General features: G+C 43.7%; 15 protein-coding genes. 10 read left to right on the top strand and 5 right to left on the bottom strand.

All coding sequences use genetic code 11. The annotated features are described in order from the left end of the window. Window positions 1-139: 139 nt before the first annotated feature. Genes Q0081_RS32025 through Q0081_RS26960 form a run of 3 tightly spaced genes read left to right on the top strand, consistent with a single transcriptional unit; the run spans window position 140 to window position 1381 of the window. The gene (locus Q0081_RS32025; RefSeq protein ID WP_409034104.1) at window positions 140-448 is read left to right on the top strand and encodes a helix-turn-helix transcriptional regulator; all 309 of its coding nucleotides are present in this window, start codon (window positions 140-142) and stop codon (window positions 446-448) included. 17 nt (window positions 449-465) lie between these two features. Further along, window positions 466-870, top strand: a complete 405-nt coding sequence (locus Q0081_RS26965) for a cupin domain-containing protein (protein WP_298360916.1) — start codon at window positions 466-468, stop codon at window positions 868-870. 13 nt (window positions 871-883) lie between these two features. Further along, complete coding sequence (locus Q0081_RS26960; protein ID WP_298360914.1) at window positions 884-1381, top strand: AraC family transcriptional regulator; 498 nt, start codon at window positions 884-886, stop codon at window positions 1379-1381. On the opposite strand, the gene Q0081_RS26955 is transcribed toward Q0081_RS26960, so the two are convergent. The 5 genes from Q0081_RS26955 to Q0081_RS26935 form a co-directional block, all read right to left on the bottom strand. After that, on the bottom strand, window positions 1353-4661 hold the full coding sequence (locus Q0081_RS26955; RefSeq protein WP_298360912.1) for a VCBS repeat-containing protein: 3309 nt from the start codon (window positions 4659-4661) through the stop codon (window positions 1353-1355). The two genes, Q0081_RS26960 and Q0081_RS26955, sit on opposite strands and share 29 nt — an antisense overlap. 15 nt (window positions 4662-4676) lie before the next feature. Then, the gene (locus tag Q0081_RS26950; RefSeq protein WP_298360910.1) at window positions 4677-6146 is read right to left on the bottom strand and encodes a PQQ-binding-like beta-propeller repeat protein; all 1470 of its coding nucleotides are present in this window, start codon (window positions 6144-6146) and stop codon (window positions 4677-4679) included. A 135-nt stretch (window positions 6147-6281) separates the two neighbouring features. Continuing rightward, window positions 6282-7814: a SusD/RagB family nutrient-binding outer membrane lipoprotein gene (locus tag Q0081_RS26945; protein WP_298360908.1), complete on the bottom strand. Its 1533-nt coding sequence runs from the start codon at window positions 7812-7814 to the stop codon at window positions 6282-6284. A 21-nt stretch (window positions 7815-7835) separates the two neighbouring features. After that, window positions 7836-10907 (bottom strand): SusC/RagA family TonB-linked outer membrane protein, encoded by a 3072-nt coding sequence (locus tag Q0081_RS26940; protein WP_298360906.1) that lies wholly within the window; start codon window positions 10905-10907, stop codon window positions 7836-7838. A 236-nt stretch (window positions 10908-11143) separates the two neighbouring features. After that, window positions 11144-12067 carry a hypothetical protein gene (locus Q0081_RS26935; RefSeq protein WP_298360904.1) on the bottom strand — a complete coding sequence of 308 codons (924 nt, stop codon included), beginning with the start codon at window positions 12065-12067 and terminating at the stop codon, window positions 11144-11146. Between the two features lie 134 nt (window positions 12068-12201). Between Q0081_RS26935 and Q0081_RS26930 the strand changes: the two genes are divergently transcribed. The 7 genes from Q0081_RS26930 to Q0081_RS26900 all read left to right on the top strand — a co-directional run bounded on the left by Q0081_RS26930 (window position 12202) and on the right by Q0081_RS26900 (window position 16675). After that, a complete protein-coding gene (locus Q0081_RS26930) occupies window positions 12202-12999 on the top strand; it encodes an SDR family NAD(P)-dependent oxidoreductase (protein WP_298360902.1) in 798 nt (265 codons plus the stop codon). Between the two features lie 93 nt (window positions 13000-13092). Continuing rightward, window positions 13093-13458, top strand: coding sequence for a four helix bundle protein (locus Q0081_RS26925; RefSeq protein WP_298360900.1), 366 nt, complete (start codon window positions 13093-13095; stop codon window positions 13456-13458). 87 nt (window positions 13459-13545) lie between these two features. Then, a complete protein-coding gene (locus tag Q0081_RS26920) occupies window positions 13546-14436 on the top strand; it encodes an ROK family protein (protein ID WP_298360898.1) in 891 nt (296 codons plus the stop codon). A 35-nt stretch (window positions 14437-14471) separates the two neighbouring features. Then, window positions 14472-14861 (top strand): GxxExxY protein, encoded by a 390-nt coding sequence (locus tag Q0081_RS26915; RefSeq protein ID WP_298360896.1) that lies wholly within the window; start codon window positions 14472-14474, stop codon window positions 14859-14861. A 54-nt stretch (window positions 14862-14915) separates the two neighbouring features. Further along, window positions 14916-15725 (top strand): SIS domain-containing protein, encoded by an 810-nt coding sequence (locus tag Q0081_RS26910; protein WP_298360894.1) that lies wholly within the window; start codon window positions 14916-14918, stop codon window positions 15723-15725. A 2-nt stretch (window positions 15726-15727) separates the two neighbouring features. Continuing rightward, entirely contained in the window at window positions 15728-16183 is a 456-nt protein-coding gene (locus tag Q0081_RS26905) for a RidA family protein (RefSeq protein ID WP_298360892.1), read from the top strand. Window positions 16184-16186: 3 nt separating this feature from the next. Further along, on the top strand, window positions 16187-16675 hold the full coding sequence (locus tag Q0081_RS26900) for a GNAT family N-acetyltransferase (RefSeq protein WP_298360890.1): 489 nt from the start codon (window positions 16187-16189) through the stop codon (window positions 16673-16675). Window positions 16676-16698 lie beyond the last annotated feature (23 nt).

Below are 16698 nucleotides of genomic sequence, written 5' to 3'. Positions count from 1 at the left end.
GAGACTTTTTTGCCGATATTGGCAGCTATAGAGATAAATTAAAATCTTTGATAAATACAAACTTTCAAATCATCAAAACTCCAAAATTGGTTTTGCAAACCTCTGTGAGTTAAGTATAAGCCATGAGAACGAAAAACGGATGCAAAATGTGTTTGGTCATATTCATGCCCATTTTAGGGATGAACTTACACTCCATAAAATAGCTGATATCGCCTGCATGAATGAAGCTTCTTTTTGTAGGTATTTTAAGAAAAACACAGGTCGAACCCTAACAGAGTACGTAAACGATTTGCGAATAAATCATGCTTGTCAATTGCTACTTGAAACAACCAATCCGATTGCTGAAATTGCCGAGGATGTAGGATTTAATAGTTTCACTAACTTCAACAGGTGTTTTACAACCCGTAAGAAAGTATCGCCTAGGACATTCAGAAAAGTAGTGATTTAACACCTAGCTTATTTTATATGGAACCCTCTTATCGACTTATTCAACCCCAAGCCAACCGTTCTTTTGTGTTTAAATTGGAGCCTTTTGGTCTGACTACCCGTTGGCACTATCATCCTGAAATAGAGTTAATTTATTTTATGGAAGGCAAAACAAGTGCGGTTATTGGAGAAGGTTTTCAGGAGTTCGAAGAAGGAGATTTGGTCCTGTTAGGGGCTAATTTTCCCCATGTTTTGCAGGAAAGTAAAGAATTTATCCGCCAGCATCCCGAAATAGCTCCTTTTGGGCTCATTGTTCAGTTTACGGATACTTTTCTGGGAAATGATTTCATTCTAAAACCCGAACTGAAACCTATCCAAACGCTGCTGTCAAAAGCCAAAAGAGGGTTGAAATTTCACAAAACCAGTATAGAAAAAGGTGAGTGAATCGCTGCATAAAATGCACTACCTGAATGATACCCGTAAATTGATCTCGCTGTTGGATGTGTTGACAGAACTGGCCGAAACTGCTGAATTTGACTACCTAACTCCCAAAGATTATTTCTACGACCACACCCAAGACGAAGACCGAATGGTGCGGGTCAATGAATACGTTTACAAACACTTTGCCGACACCATTACCATTGCCGACGTGGCCAAAGTAGCGAACATGACGGAGTCGTCGTTTTGCCGCTATTTCAAGAGCCGAACTTTAAAACACTTTACCCGATTCCTGAACGAAGTGCGTGTTTCTCACGCCTGTAAAGTACTGCGCAACGGCCAAAGCGTGACTGATGCCTTTTTTGAATCAGGTTTTAATAATCAATCGTATTTCAATCAACAGTTTAAGAAAATCCAGAAAATGACTCCCATGGATTATCAGAAATGGAAACTCAAAGGAGTGAATCCCGTCAAGCCCAAAGAAGCCCCTATTTCTTCGAATACACCATCGCTTTAGCGTTGTTTTTACCCACAATCAACTGATTACCAATCATCACCATTCCTCTCACTTCTCCTTTTACGTACAATCCCGATTGACTCTGCGGCAGATACCTAAACCCTCCTTTTTTGTCATTCAGGAAAACTTGACCGTAGTTGGCATCTATATTCCCCATCCTGACTCGACCGCGCGTTTGGTTGCCTGCCAGTATCAAATCTTTAAAACCATCCCCGTTCAAGTCCTCGGAGAGAATGGCATAAATCGGGGAAAATTGAGCTTCAATCGGTAAGGCTTTCGGTTCAAAAGTGCCGTTATTGTTGACAAAATAGGTCGTCGAAAGCGTATTGATTTCCTGTTTTTGAGGTTTTTTATCTTTAAAAATCGCTAACACATCCTCCGTAGTAGCTGAAGCATAACTTTCGTGGCTCGTGTAGGCTTTTTTCAACGGCACCAATTGGTCCGAAAGCTCGTCTTTACTATACGCCGGGTAACTTTTTCCCTGAATAAAATAAGAAAGAATGGGGTCTAAACGGCCATTTCCGTCAAAATCATCGGCATTCAAACTCATTGGCAACTCAGGAGACGCTTTCCATTGTGTATTCAATCCATAGTTTCCAGCTATCAAATCTTTATCACCATCGTTGTCAAAATCAGCGGCAGTAATGCTTTGCCAAAAACCCGTGGTTTTGTCCAATGCATCGCTCACTTTTCTGAAAACACCTTTCTCATTTTTCAATCGAATGATAGACGTCCATTCTCCCACGGCTACGATATCGTCGTAACCGTCTTTATCAAAGTCAATTACACAGGCATCGGTCAAAACCCCTACATTTTCAAACTCGGGATTAACTACTTTCGTAAACTTTCCACTGTCGTTGCGATACAAACGGCTTGGATTAAACCGCGGGTATTCCTGCGGAACGGCAGAGCCACACACAAACAAGTCTTGGTCTCCATCACGGTCAAAATCAATGAGTTCGACATTACTGTCCGCAAAATTTTCGGGCACAAGCCGTTCAAAATCTTTGGCAAAATTGCCTTTCCCGTCGTTGAGATACAGGCGATTTTGCAGCATCAAATCACTGGGAAGATACTCATAACCACCACTCGTGACGTACAAATCCAAATCCCCGTCTTTGTCCACATCAAAAAATACGGCGTCTGTATCAGTGCATAATTCGTCCTGTTTAAAAGCAGGTTGTTCTTTTTTTACAAATTGTAACGACGAACCATTCCTGCCTTTTTGTTGCAAAAATAACTCACCGGGCTGTCCTTTTCCCCCGCCAATATAGACATCTTCCAACCCGTCTTTATTCACATCTCCTTTGGTCATCCGAGGGCCTTGGTACGAATACATGTGCGGCAACAACAACTGACGACTGAAATCATTGACCGGCATTTGCTTATGTTCAAAAACAAGGCTGTTTGTTTCTTCAAATAGAGGCTTTGTCGTGGGTCGACTCCATGTGGTATTAGGTGCATACGTGAGTTTCAGAAGTTGATTTGAGGCTACGTTCGTCAACTTTTGCGCTTTGCCATCGGGCCAAATCACCACCAAACTATCCACTATTTTGTGGATTCCCAAGCCAAAATGGACAGGTATCATCATGCTGCTTTCGTACCCGTGCGTGGGCGTAAAGGCACGGTATTGCTGCAATTCTCCGCTGTAAGCGTAGATTTTTGTTCCCGTTATGGATTTTGAAGAAGGAAGTTGGATGTTGAGGTAATTGGTTTTCCCTGCTTCACTACTCAAATTTTTATGGATGTAAGCAGGTTCGTTGATGTTGTTGGTGACGATTTCCAAATCTCCGTCGTTATCCAAATCTGCATAAACAGCTCCGTTTGAAATCACGGGTGTATCAAATCCCCATTCGGTTTGTTTGTTGGAGAACGTCAGGTTTTGATTATTTCTAAAAATGTAATTGGGCGTTTTCGTCGAAGGCATTTTTTTGATGACTTCCAACACACTTTGGTTGTTGTTCTCCCCGATTTCGGCGTAATATTTGACAAAATCATTGTTGGTATAATCACGCAAATAGCCATTGGTGATAAACAAATCCTGAAAGCCATCATTGTCGTAATCGGCCAACAACGCCGACCACGACCAATCGGTATTGGAAATGCCCGCAAGCTGACCGATTTCGGAAAACCTCACCCTGCCCTCTCCTTTCAGGAGAGGGTTTAATTCCCCTTCTCCTGAAAGGAGAGGGGGCAAGGGGGTGAGGTTCAACTGCAACATATTCCGCATCGTCTGATTATGCAACCCATTGCGCAGCATCGACAAATAAGCTTCATATTTATCAGGCCCGAAGAGCAATTTCTGGCGTTTATTATCTTCCGGCAACATATCCATCGTGATGATGTCGGGCAATAAATCGTTGTTGACATCGCCAATGTCATTGCCCATGGAAAAATAACTGACGTGATTGGTCGCTTCGGCTATTTGGTCAGTAAAAGTACCGTCGCCGTTATTGATGTAGAGGTAATCGTTTTCAATGTAGTCGTTGGAAACGTAAATATCCATCCAACCGTCGCCATTGACGTCTGCCGTTGAAATCCCCAAACCAAAGCCAATGGGATTTCCTTTGATGCCTGCCTGAACACTCACATCCGCAAACTTCCCGTTATCATTGCGCATCAATCGATGCCCAGCCAGTGAATCGCGCATGAAATGAACTGCACCCACATCAAACCGTTTAAAGTCTTTGACGTTGTGATTGAGCACATAGGCGTCCAAATCGCCGTCGTTATCGTAATCAAAAAAAGCGGTTTGAGTTGTGTACGTGTTTAAATCAAGGCCATATTCAGCCGCTTTTTCAATAAACTTTACCCCCCCATTGGGGGTCGGGGGGCTATTGATGTACAATTTATTTCGGCGCAGTTCCGGATGATCGATATTTCCCGAAACAGAGACGTAAATATCTTGCCAACCGTCGTTGTTGATATCCACTACGGTTACGCCTGTTTTCCATTCGCCGTTCCACGTAATCCCCGCCATTTTGGTAATATCTTCAAATTTGAGATCTCCTTTGTTAAGGTATAATTTATCTTCTCCCTGATTGGCAGTAAAATACAAATCCGTCAAACCATCGTTATTAAAATCAGCGGCAGCTACCCCGCCGCCGTTATAGAAATATTCGTAATTGAGCACATTGTCTTTCTCCGTTTCTTCAATTTTGTTGACGAACGTAATGTTGGTATCACTCGAATTTAATTTTTTAAAGACGGAGTCTTCATGAGAGCAGGCTCCTAAAATGAAAAGAAAGCAGAGATAAGGCAGGCAGTTATTTTTCAACATAATAAACTTGTATCATCATTTCTTTTTAAACACACCATCATACTCACTTCCCATATACGCTCCCCATTGGTGTTTGGGAGTCATGGGGATTTTGGTACCGATATAATTGACCCTAAGCCCGTCAAAAGTATACGTTTTGAACTGATTCGTTCCAACGCTATAGACAATATCCAGAAATCCGTCGTTGTCCAAATCTCCCGCCCAAGGCGTAGAAGCCACGTTATGACCCGGAATCCCTTCGACAAGGGTTACCACTTCTTTGGTCTCAAAGCTAATGACAAGCAACGTATTATAAAACGATTTGAGACCAATGGAATCCAAAACCTGATAATCGACATTCAACAACACTTCATCTACGCCATCTTCATTAAAATCTACGGCAATCGGACTGCTGGTTTGGTAATATCCCAAAGAATCTGAAAATTCTATTTTTCCCGTAGCACCGTCAATCATAGCCTGTTTGGTCCAGGAAAGGTCCGGCCAGGTCCCCTGCGCAAAGGAAACAAAAAAATCAGGCGTCTTATCTTTGTTAAAGTATCCGATTCCCATGGAACTATACGCTTCGGTGTTCGGCAGTTTTCGTTCCCAAAGGGGCAAAAAAGACGCCCCATCAAAAGCCATGATTCGACCGTCTACCGAATTGACAACCGCGTCGGCAATGCCGTCATTCGTAATATCCACCCACGCAGGAGGCGCAATAAAACCCTTTTGTTCACACGTAGAAAGTAACTTTGCCTTTGATAAGTCTCCTTTCAATACCATTTCAACCGTTCCAACGTACAAATGCCCTCCTACGGTTTCTCCTCCCGTGCCGAAAATAAATTTAGACAGTTTGGGATGAACTGCATCAGGCCGTATGGCTACCGACATGTAGATTTCTTTGTTGTCAGGCATAGTCGCATCAGCCAGAATTTTCCCGGTACGGGCACTCAAAATAACTAATCGCCCAGCCGCTCGATTTGGGTTAAAAGCAGGCACTTTTATATCTCCGCCGTTTGAAATCAGAATATCCTTGAAACCATCCTGATCAACGTCATGAATCCATTGGGGATTGTAAAAATTAAACCACCGTTTTTTTCCTCTTTCTGAATAAGCCAAGGTATCAAAGTGCCAAATCACTTTCCCATTGGCGCCGTTGATGGCATACAATTCCGAGGAACGTCCGTTGATAAATACATCGTCAATGCCATCTTTGGTAATGTCCTGCAACGCCGCAGAACCAAACATTTGGTCAATGGCAGAATTTTTCCAGAGCAACTCCCCTGTTTTTCCGTCAAGGACGATAATAGCCGAATCAGAATGTTCAAACTCCAACCTTCCTGCGCCTAAAATAATATCTTTTACCCCATCTTTATTCAAATCCGAAACTCTTGGGGATGAAAAAGTGCCAATGTTTTCTAATTTTTTAGACCACGAATTCTGAGCATAGCCGCTTATCACAATCAGGAGATTTAACAATCCAAACAGCAGTTGTTTTTTAAACATCAGGGGTAGGTTATTAACTGCGTAAAGCCTCTAAATACAAAAAAGGACACCTCCCAAAGAGAGAGAGATGCCCTTTTTCAGCGGTAAGCAGTGAGCTTTTTCTCATTACCCACTACTTACTGCTTATCACTGTTTTTACTTATCCCACCACATACGGGTCGTAAACAAATCAGCTCCTTGACGGCCAACGGCTACGTCAATGCCAGGGTTTACGCCGTATTCTCCTTGTGAATAACGCAAGCGGCGTGGAATTTGGCCGTTGGTTTCATTGCCAGGATAATTTACGGGTGTCAATTTTGGATACCCTGTTCTGCGCCAGTTAGACCAAGCTTCAATGTGCTGGAGCAATGAACCCGTTGTCATCCAGAACTCTGTATGAATGGCTTCCATTTTGGCTTCAAGTGTACCGGTAGCAGGATACGGGTTAGCCGCCAAATAGGCCATTGCCTGCGCATCGGTAAGCTTGCCGCCATAGGAGTTGGATTGTTTGATACCAGCTACTACAGCGTTGTCGTAGGCCGTTTTGGCCGTTCCGGTCGCCCAAGTCCTTTCGATGGCTTCTGCCTTCAACAATTCAGATTCGGCATACGTCATTACAAATTGCGTATTGTCCAAGGCATACATATTAGGCGCAGGGCGTGAGTAATTGGCCCGGGCATTGAGAGGCGCAGGAAGTGCTGCTAACATAGTAGCATCTGTGCCGATAGGAAGACCCACTTGTTTAGTCGGGTCTATATCTCCAGATTTAAGTGCCGAAACCACTGACAAACGAGGGTCTTTGCGGGTTTTCATGGCTTCGATGTAGGTTTTGCTCCACTGAATGTTATCAGCTGTTACAATCCCGCGTCCACCGGGAAACATGTTCCATGAGTTTGGATTGGAGTTGTTTCCTGCGCCGGTACTCGCAAATTTAACGCCAAAGCTGTCATCAGTGCTCGTCATTAAGCCACGATCAACCGCTTTTTTAGCCCAAGCCTGTGCGGATGTTGCATCTACTTTTTGCAAACGCATCGCAAAACGAAGCATGAGTGAATTGGCAGCGCGTTTCCATTTGGCTATATCACCACCAAATACTAAATCAGCCGTTTTAGGAACGTAAGCAGTAGCATTCAGCGCAGTTCCGGCCTCTTCCAATTCTTTCAGCATATCGGCATAGATGTCTTTTTGGGCGTCATATTTCGGCGAAAATACCCCTGTAAGTGCTCCATAACCTGCTTCTGAATACGGAACATCACCATATACATCGGTCAGAACACCGATTTCAATCACGCGTAAAATACGCGCCATAGAAAGAATGTTTACTTGTTTAGGGTCTTTTTTAGCAAGTTCAATCAGGTTGACCAAGTTTTTGATGGAGTTGGGATAGGCTCTTTCAAACCAAGCCGCGCTCAAATCTCCTTGGAAAGTATAAACAGTTCCGCGATAAAAACCTACTTCAACGGATGACATGTGCTGCATCATCATCGCGGCATAAATGATGTTGGTACGCCATGAGCGATAGCCTGGGTCACCGCCTTCGCCCGTTATAAACAGCGTTGATTGGGCCAAAAGATAGTCAAGGGGTACGGCTGACGGTGCGTTAGGGTTGACGTTTATGGTTTCAAAATCTTTCGTACACGACCCCAATGTGCCAATGAGGCAAAGAATTACTGCTATTTTACGTATCATGATCTGAATTTCTTTTTAATGTTAAAACTTCAAATTAACGTTCACCCCAACGGTTCTTGTCACAGGTACACCTGCCAACTCAAGTCCTTGCGCATTTGAGTTATTATAGGTCGATTCGGGATCAATGTTAGGGGTGTTCTTCATCAAAATCAACAGGTTACGGCCTACAATAGAAACCGAAGCACTCTTGAACGGTGAACGTCCCAATACTTTTGAAGGAATGCTGTAATCAATAATAATCTGACGAAGTTTCAGGAAGTCGGAGCTATATACAAAAGGAGTGGCGATGTTATTCGCCACGCGTGACGCATAATCCTGGGCCGAAACTTTTACCGTATTGGCTTCTCCTTTTTCATTGACTCCTTTTCCGATGAGCCCACCTTCACGGCCTTCCAAAGTCTCTTCTGTTAAACCTCTACGAAAGGCGTAAGAATTTGTTCCCGAGAATATATGACCGCCAAATTTACCGTCAATCAGGAAACTCACCCCCACGCCTTTGTAACGAAACGAGTTGTTTAGGCCAAAAGTCAACGGGGCAACTCCCGTACCAAAGTTGGTTAACGCTCCCTGAATTGGGAATCCTTGGGCATCGTGTACTACGTTGCCGGCAGCATCTCTTTTAAAATCAAAGCCTTGCACTTGGCTATAAGGCAGCCCCACTACGTGGTTGATATAAGCCGTTCTGGTCCGGTTTTCATCTACCCGAATCGTTTTCAAGTCTTTGTATAGGCTCACTACCTGGCTTTTGTTGTAACCCATATTGAACGAAGCATCCCACGTAAAATCTTTAGCGTTCAAGACTTTGTAGTTAATCAACAACTCTATCCCTTTGTTTTCGATCTCCCCTACGTTAAACAAAGCATTGCCGTAGCCTGAGGTGGCCGAAATCGTAGCTCCTACAATGTCATTGGTGGTTTTACGGGTATAATACGCAAAGTCAATTCCGACTCTGTTATTAAATAAACGTGTGTCAAAACCTGCTTCAAAGGTAGTTGACGTAAGTGGCTGAAGGGCAGCATTAGGGACCTGCCCACCATTGATTTGGGCCAAAGGTGCCCCTAAGTGAGCGCCCGAAAGGCCATAATACAACGATAAATTATACGGATCTGTATCTCCACCTGCCTGAGCCCATGACGAACGCAATTTCAGATAATTGATGGCTGAAGGCAATTTTACTGCTTCCGACAATACAAAACTTGCCCCTACCGAAGGATACAAAATACTGTTGTTACCTGGCGCTAAAGTTGAAAACCAATCATTACGAGCGGTAGCCGTTACGTACAAATAGCCGTTGTAGGAAAACTCCGCCGAACCATACACCGAATTGATACGCTTCCGAACCAACTGCTCGCCAATGCCGCGCCCCGAAGGATCTCCGTTTGAAATATCGTAGAAGAACGGAATGTTCAATGCTCCGCTACCATAATTTGAATTTAGGTACGTTTGTCTCATTTGGTTTCCACCTAACAATACGTTTATGCCAATTTTTTCGGCAATTTTTTTGTCAAAACCCAACATCAAATCGGCATTGGTTTCGGTAAAATTACGATTAGTCACGTTGTAATTTCCGCGCGTTGAGAAAGGGGTACCGTAAGGCGTTATGTCCTGATAACGGTAGTTGAAATTATCAAATCCTAAGCGACCTTTCACGTACAGCCAATCTGTCAGGTTAAAGCGAGGTTCAAAAGCACCGATAAGCCGGTTCTTTTTATCCGAATTTTTCCACTCAGCAGCGGCATAGTAAGGATTTTGAATGTAGATATTGTCCGACCACGTGAGTTCGTAGTTTTGATCCGTCACCTGACTTTCTTTTAATGCCGCCACCCCCAGAGAAGTTGGCATAGCATTGATGGCATAGGTAGCACTACCAGGAGAATCCGACAAACGGGGACGGTTGGTAGCTTTCTCAATAACATACTTCACATTGGAAACAAACGAAAGTTTTTTACCCAAATTTCCGTTTACGTTCAAGGCAAAATTATTTCTTTTAAGACCTGCCCCTGGAATAACACTCTTGTTGTTAAGGTCATTCATCGAGAAACGGTACGTAACACTTTCGGTGGCCCCAGTAAGAGCCACGGAATTTGTAAAGGTGCTTCCCGTCTGGTAAAAATTAGTCATGTTGTCTTTCACGGCCGAATAGGGACGCGATTTGCCGTCAAATTGAATCACACTTGTGCCATCCAATTTGCCTCCCCAGCTATTGGAAGTCAACGCTTCCTGTACAGTAGTTGGCTTCACACCGTTATTACCAGCACCGTATACATACTGGTAGTTTTCAAACTTTCTGATCAGCAAATCTTCCGCTACGAAGTTGCTGTTTACTTCCACACCGATACCTTTACCGGCCTTGCCGCCTTTGGTAGTGACCAAAATAGCTCCGTTGGAAGCACGCGAACCGTAAAGAGCGGCTGCAGTAGCCCCTTTCAGCACGCTGATATTTTCGATTTCATCAGGATTAAGGCTCGAAATACCGTCGCCGCGGTCACCACCGCCCCACATACCTGCGTTACCGAGGTTATCGTTATTAACCGGAATACCATCCACTACAATCAATGGTTGGTTATTGCCTGAAATAGAACCGTTTCCACGAATAATAATCCGGGTTGAACCCGCAGGGCCCGAAGCAGGTGCTGAGATATTCAGACCCGCCACTTTACCCTGAAGCGAGTTAGCCATGTTGTTGGTACGAGCTTGGGTAAGGTCTTCTCCCTTAATTTCAGAAACTGAATACCCCAGCGCTTTTTTCTCCTTTTTGATACCAAGCGCCGTTACTACGACTTCGTTCAACACATTGTCCTGTGGGGTCAGCGATACATTAATAACCGAACTGTTACCTACTACTACTTCTTTAGCAGCAAAGCCAATGTAACTGAACGTCAGCGTTGCACCTTTCTTTACACTAATACTATAATCCCCTTTATCATTGGTAACCGTTCCTTGATTGGAACCTTTTACCACAATATTGACCCCATAAATGGCGTCACCTTTACCGTCTGCGACTCGTCCTTTCACATCAACGTTTTGTGCAAAACTCAGCGTTGAAATCAGCGAAAGAATAAGCACCTTGTAATAGAGTAGCTTTCTTTTCATTGGTGATGGTTGTTTAAATTTAAGTGTGAAAAAAATTGAAAATACTTTATTGCAAAGTAAATATTTTTTTGGACAAATCAAATAGTACGATTTTGACCATTTATAACACAATACCCTCAAAACAGCCATAAATAGCGTTATTTTAGAAATTCCATGTACCATCTTCTCCAAATGAAACACTTTATTCAGTAACTTTAGAATATGCCTGATTGTGCTGTGTTTCCTATAAACTAACTCTACTTAAATTTCTTCAAAAACTTCCAATTCCCCGCGTTCAAAACCTTTATCCAATCCACAGGTATTTCAGCCTCGTTTAAGCGTTCAGCATAATGGCGCTCCATCATTGTTGGATTTACAAAAAACACTTGTGGAGGTGTGCTTCCAACCCGCTCAAAACCCAACCGTTCATAACTGCGCCCATCGGACCAATCACGATCGGCATACGTCATAATATCATCGGGAAACACTTCTTTGGTAAATGCTTTCAATAATTTATCCAAGCCTCCTACGACAGTACAATCCAACAGATTGGCAAAACGAATCAATTCAAACGAGCGGTACGTTTGTCCCTCGCGCAGTATCTTTTTCCCTCCGCTAAAAGAAGCCACTGCCACGAGAACTTCCTCTGAATGAGTGAATTCATGAATGAGTAAATGAGTGGATTGTGAATGAGTGCCACAGTGGATGCTGAATGGAAGACTTGTCCTGATAATTCTTTCGTATTGTTTTGGCAAAAAAAGACCGTACTTATATTTCGCCATAGTAGTAACCTGCAAGTGATTCTTTTGGATAAAAGCATCTAACGTTGGCTTATCAATACGTTTTACTTTCGTCAGACGAGCGGGAATGCGCTGCGTTTCGCCAAACGCAGCCCGCAAACGCGATTGCACTCCTTCCTTGTGGGTATACCACACATCCTCCCATAAGTGAATGATTTTAATGCCTCGTGCTTCCATTTTTTCTGACAATTCTGCAAAAAACGAAACGGGCATATCCACGCTCAATGCATCAAGCGAAATACAGTGAACGATGAGTTTTCGGTCATCGAAGTAAAAAAAGGGAAAGGGTATACTCAAGGGCTCAACCGTCAAAGGAATCTCTGACCGCCACTGCAACAAAAATGCCTCTACTTCTTCTAAAAAATACGTTGCCTGAGTCACGAATATAAACTATTTTTTGAACGATTTAGGTAAGATAAAAGCCTGTTCAACTTTTTATAATAAGTTGGTATTTATTTCTCAAAAATGGGCGTTTTTGCCGCCAAAACAGCCAAATTCTAAAAACAAAATTAAGTATGCTTTCCGAAAAATGGCTCGAAGATAAAACAATTGTTATCATGGGCGGCACAACGGGGCTTGGGCTTTCAGCCGCGAAGGCTTTTGTGAGTCAAGGAGCACGCGTGGCGGTGGTGGGTCGTAATCCAGACAGTTGCGACGAAGCCCAAAAACAATTGGGTAGCCACGTTGCCGTAGCTATTCAAGGCGATGCTTCTCAACCCGCCACTGCCGAGAAAGCAATTCATCGAGCAATTACTGAATTTGGGAGCTTCGATGGTTTATACCACGTAGCCGGAGGAAGCGGACGCAAGTATGGGGACGGACCGTTGCACGAACTTACCCTCGAAGGTTGGAACAAAACCTTTGAACTCAATCTTACCTCGCTCATGCTTTCCAACCAAGCGGCCATTCAACAATTTTTAAAGCAAAAATCGGGTGGCACCATTCTAAATGTAGGCTCCGTTTTGGGATATTCGCCCTCGCCCAAGTATTTTACCACCCACGCTTACGCCACTACCAAATCAGCCATCATCGGTTTTACCAAATCCATTGCCGCTTATTATGCCAAAGACAACATCCGAGTAAACATCTTAGCCCCCGCACTCGTCGAGACGCCCATGAGTCAACGTGCCTCTCAAGACGATGTCATTATGAATTTTGTCAAATCCAAGCAACCCTTAGACGGCGGCCGTAACGGCCAACCTACTGATTTAGACGGAGCTGCTGTCTATTTTATGTCTGATTACTCAAAATTTACAACGGGCCAAGTACTGGCCGTGGATGGAGGTTGGGGAGTGACGGAGGGGCAGTATTGAGTGTCGAGATAGAGTGTCGAGGGAAGAATGCAGAGTGTCGAGGTTGAGAAAAATAATACAAAATATTGATTATCAAAAAATTACAATCTGAGAATGAAGCCGAAACAAGATTTGAAACAGCGGACAAAGTTATTTTCTCTTCGAGTGATTAAATTGGTACAGGCATTACCTAATGATAAAGTAAGTGCAGTCATAGCAAAGCAGTTGCTTCGTTCGGGAACATCCGTTGGAGCCAATTATCGCGCTGCCTGTCGAGCTAAATCTCAAGCTGATTTTATTAATAAAATCCATATCAGTGAAGAAGAGGCTGATGAGTCGTTGTTTTGGATGGAACTTTTGACTGAAGCAGAAATTATGGAAGAAAAACGTTTGGAAGAACTGATGAAAGAAGCCAATGAACTATTAGCCATTTTCTCAGCCTCAGTCCTAACCGCCAAGAAAAATCGGATAAAACCCTAATTGGAATGTCAAGTTCAGAGTACAGAATGCCGAGTTTTAAATTCTTCATTCGACATTCTGCACTCTGAACTTGACACTTAAAAAAATATGAAAACAGCAATCGGCATCGACCTTGGCGGAACCAACGTAAAAGGCATTATTGTCAATGAAACGGGAGAAATAGTAAAGCAGCATTACGTAGCTACCCACGACGATGACGAGGGGAAATGGCGCGAAAATGTACTGGAAATGGTCACCTATTTGCGAAACTATTGGCAAGAACCCATCGATACCATCGGTATGTCTTCCCCGGGATTGCCTGACCCCGACAATAACTACATTTCTTTTCTGCCCAACCGCTTGAATGGCCTCGAAAATTTTGATTGGAGTTCGTATTTCGGACAACGGACCTATATCCTCAATGATGCGCATTCGGCACTCATGGCCGAAGCTCGTTTCGGGGCGGCCAAAGGCTACAAAAATGTCGTTTTGCTCACCCTCGGTACGGGCGTAGGGGGCGGTTTGCTCATCAATGGCCAACTCTATCAGGGACTTAGTCAAATGGCAGGACATTTGGGACATTTATCGCTCAACGCCACCGACGACGAAACCAGTATTGTAGGTATGCCGGGAAGTTTGGAATATGCCATCGGCAATTATTCAGTGGCCAAACGCTCAAAAAATAAGTTCGAATCGACTTGGCAACTGGTCGAAGCTTACCGAAAAGGCGATTCGTGGGCCACGCTTGTTTGGCTTACTTCCGTTCAGAAACTCGCCGTAGCTCTGAGTTCAGTTGTTAATGTATTCTCTCCCGAATTAATCGTTCTTGCCGGAGGTATCACCTTTGCCGACGACGCACTTTTTGGTCCGTTAAACCAATTTATGGAGTTTTATGAATGGCGTCCGGGCGGTAAACAAACCCCTATCGTCCAGGCAAATTTCGGCGATATGGCGGGAGCTATTGGCGCTGCGGGTTTTGCGCTGTCGAAAATAAAATAGAACGCGGATTAAACAGATTTAACGGATAAACAATTATGTTACATTCAGAGATAACTGATGTTATTATTAAAGCTTATTACTTGGTTTATAATGAATTGGGATATGGGTTTTTAGAAAAAGTTTATGAGCGAGCATTGTTATTTGAATTACGAAGCAGAGGATTGATGTGTGAAAGTCAAATACCTATCAAAGTTTATTATAAAGGATTCGAAATGGGGGATTACTACGCTGATTTAATCGTCGAAAACGCAGTAATTCTCGAATTAAAAGCATCTGAAGTGCTGGCATTAGAACATGAAGCCCAATTAACGAACTACCTTAGAGCAACGGATAAAGAAGTAGGTTTGCTCCTTAATTTCGGCAAAAAGCCTGAGTTTAAACGAAAGATTTTCGAAAATTGCTTCAAACCAAATTTCAAAAATTAATCCGTTTTAATCTGTACAATCCATTCAATCCGCGTTCTATAAAAAACCCTACACATGAGTATTATTTTAGAGTACTTAGAAAAATGTAAAAACATTTTACAAACCATTGAAAATCAGCAACCCCAAATCCAAACAGCAGCCCAATGGTTTACGGACACCATTTTGGCGGGACGCATGGTGCACGTATTTGGCAGCGGTCACAGCCGCATCATGGTGGAAGAAATGTGGCCTCGCTACGGGTCATTTGCCGGATTCAACCCCATCGTTGAACTGTCGCTTACCTTCCATAACTTGGTCGTGGGCGCCAATGGACAACGGCAGGCCATGTTTCTGGAAAATGTAGCAGGTTTTGCCGAGCGAATCCTGCGAAATTTCGACTTATCCGACCAAGATACCGCTTTGGTCATTTCCTCTTCGGGTACCAATATCGTGCCCGTAGAAATGGCTGAAATTTTCCAACAACGAGGCATCAAAGTCGTAGCATTGGTGACGAGTCAACATTCAGCGGCCAGTTCGTCCAAACGGGCGGATGGCAAAAAACTGACCGATTTTGCGGATTTGGTACTCGATACCGGCGCTCCCGTTGGCGATGCCATGGTGTATGTCCCTAACCTTGATACTCCCGTAGCACCGGGCTCTACCGTGGGAGGTGCCACCCTTATCAACTGCCTGAAAGCTGAAACGGCACGGCTGCTGACCGAAGCAGGCCAACCTCCGAAAGTGCTGAGTGCCGCGGCTGTGGTAGGCTCCCATCGCGCCGTAGAATTGTTTGAGGCCGCCTACGACGAACATGCGCACCGCATCGCTAAAATGTACGAGAAAGTAGGAATACCAAGTTACGTATCCGCTCAAAACACCCTTTAATTATGAAAGAGTTATCAGTGTATCTGTTCTGTTTTCTACTGGCAAAAGGGGTGTTTGCCCAAAATAAGTCAGTAATCAACCCGAAGGAATTGCCTCCTGTTTCCAACTATTCTCAGGTCGTTATCATCAATGAGGGAAAAACGGCTTTCATTTCGGGGCAAGTTTCCGTGAATGCAAAAGGGGAAATAGTAGGAAAGGGGGATTTAAAAGCACAAACCAAGCAGGTTTTTGAAAACATAAAAACAGTTTCGGCAGCGAGTGGAGCAGATTTCAATAATCTTGTAAAGTTGACTTTTTACGTTAAGTCAAAGCAGGAAGGGGCTCTGGGCATTATTCGGGAAGTTCGGAACGAATACATCCCAGCCAATCGCCCGCCAGCCAGTACGCTTTTGTTTGTTGAAGGGTTGTATGACCCTGCTATTCTAATCGAAATCGAAGCAATCGCTGTTTTAAAATAAGTTATGTCTATTCAAATCAGTCCTGCACTTCCTTCCGACCAAGAGGCCGTTTGGAAAATTATTGAACCTGTCATACGGGCCGGAGACACCTATATGTACGCTCCCAATTCGCCAAAAGATAAAATGCTGACCCTCTGGTTCAATGCTGACAAATACACGTATGTCGCTGAAATGGAGGGGAAAATAGTCGGCACTTTTTTCCTGAAAGCCAATCAACCTGATTTGGGAAGCCACGTTGTCAACGCAGGGTATATGGTTCATCCTGATTTTCGCGGACGTGGTATTGCCGAACAGATGTGTCGTTTTTCATTGACGGAAGCCAAACGATTAGGCTTCAAAGCCATGCAGTTCAATTGCGTCATTGCTACCAATGAAGTAGCCGTGCGACTTTGGCAAAAATGCGGCTTTAGCATTATCGGCACGCTTCCTAAAGCGTACCAACACCAAAAACTGGACTTAGTAGACGCCCACGTTATGTATCAATGGCTGTAATAAACAGAAGGCTGTTTCACTCA

The sequence above is a fragment of the Runella sp. genome, from assembly GCF_027484545.1.
Classification (GTDB): Bacteria; Bacteroidota; Bacteroidia; order Cytophagales; family Spirosomataceae; genus Runella.
Note: the sequence above shows the minus strand (reverse complement) of the source record. Positions and strands in the feature narration are given on the sequence as shown.

What these genes read in the sequence shown, in the direction of transcription:
- Q0081_RS32025 (WP_409034104.1), top strand. Translation starts at nt 140, where the DNA reads ATGCAAAATGTGTTTGGTCATATTCATGCCCATTTTAGGGATGAACTT.
- Q0081_RS26965 (WP_298360916.1), top strand. Translation starts at nt 466, where the DNA reads ATGGAACCCTCTTATCGACTTATTCAACCCCAAGCCAACCGTTCTTTT.
- Q0081_RS26960 (WP_298360914.1), top strand. Translation starts at nt 884, where the DNA reads ATGCACTACCTGAATGATACCCGTAAATTGATCTCGCTGTTGGATGTG.
- Q0081_RS26955 (WP_298360912.1), bottom strand. Translation starts at nt 4,661, where the DNA reads ATGTTGAAAAATAACTGCCTGCCTTATCTCTGCTTTCTTTTCATTTTA.
- Q0081_RS26950 (WP_298360910.1), bottom strand. Translation starts at nt 6,146, where the DNA reads ATGTTTAAAAAACAACTGCTGTTTGGATTGTTAAATCTCCTGATTGTG.
- Q0081_RS26945 (WP_298360908.1), bottom strand. Translation starts at nt 7,814, where the DNA reads ATGATACGTAAAATAGCAGTAATTCTTTGCCTCATTGGCACATTGGGG.
- Q0081_RS26940 (WP_298360906.1), bottom strand. Translation starts at nt 10,907, where the DNA reads ATGAAAAGAAAGCTACTCTATTACAAGGTGCTTATTCTTTCGCTGATT.
- Q0081_RS26930 (WP_298360902.1), top strand. Translation starts at nt 12,202, where the DNA reads ATGCTTTCCGAAAAATGGCTCGAAGATAAAACAATTGTTATCATGGGC.
- Q0081_RS26925 (WP_298360900.1), top strand. Translation starts at nt 13,093, where the DNA reads ATGAAGCCGAAACAAGATTTGAAACAGCGGACAAAGTTATTTTCTCTT.
- Q0081_RS26920 (WP_298360898.1), top strand. Translation starts at nt 13,546, where the DNA reads ATGAAAACAGCAATCGGCATCGACCTTGGCGGAACCAACGTAAAAGGC.
- Q0081_RS26915 (WP_298360896.1), top strand. Translation starts at nt 14,472, where the DNA reads ATGTTACATTCAGAGATAACTGATGTTATTATTAAAGCTTATTACTTG.
- Q0081_RS26910 (WP_298360894.1), top strand. Translation starts at nt 14,916, where the DNA reads ATGAGTATTATTTTAGAGTACTTAGAAAAATGTAAAAACATTTTACAA.
- Q0081_RS26905 (WP_298360892.1), top strand. Translation starts at nt 15,728, where the DNA reads ATGAAAGAGTTATCAGTGTATCTGTTCTGTTTTCTACTGGCAAAAGGG.
- Q0081_RS26900 (WP_298360890.1), top strand. Translation starts at nt 16,187, where the DNA reads ATGTCTATTCAAATCAGTCCTGCACTTCCTTCCGACCAAGAGGCCGTT.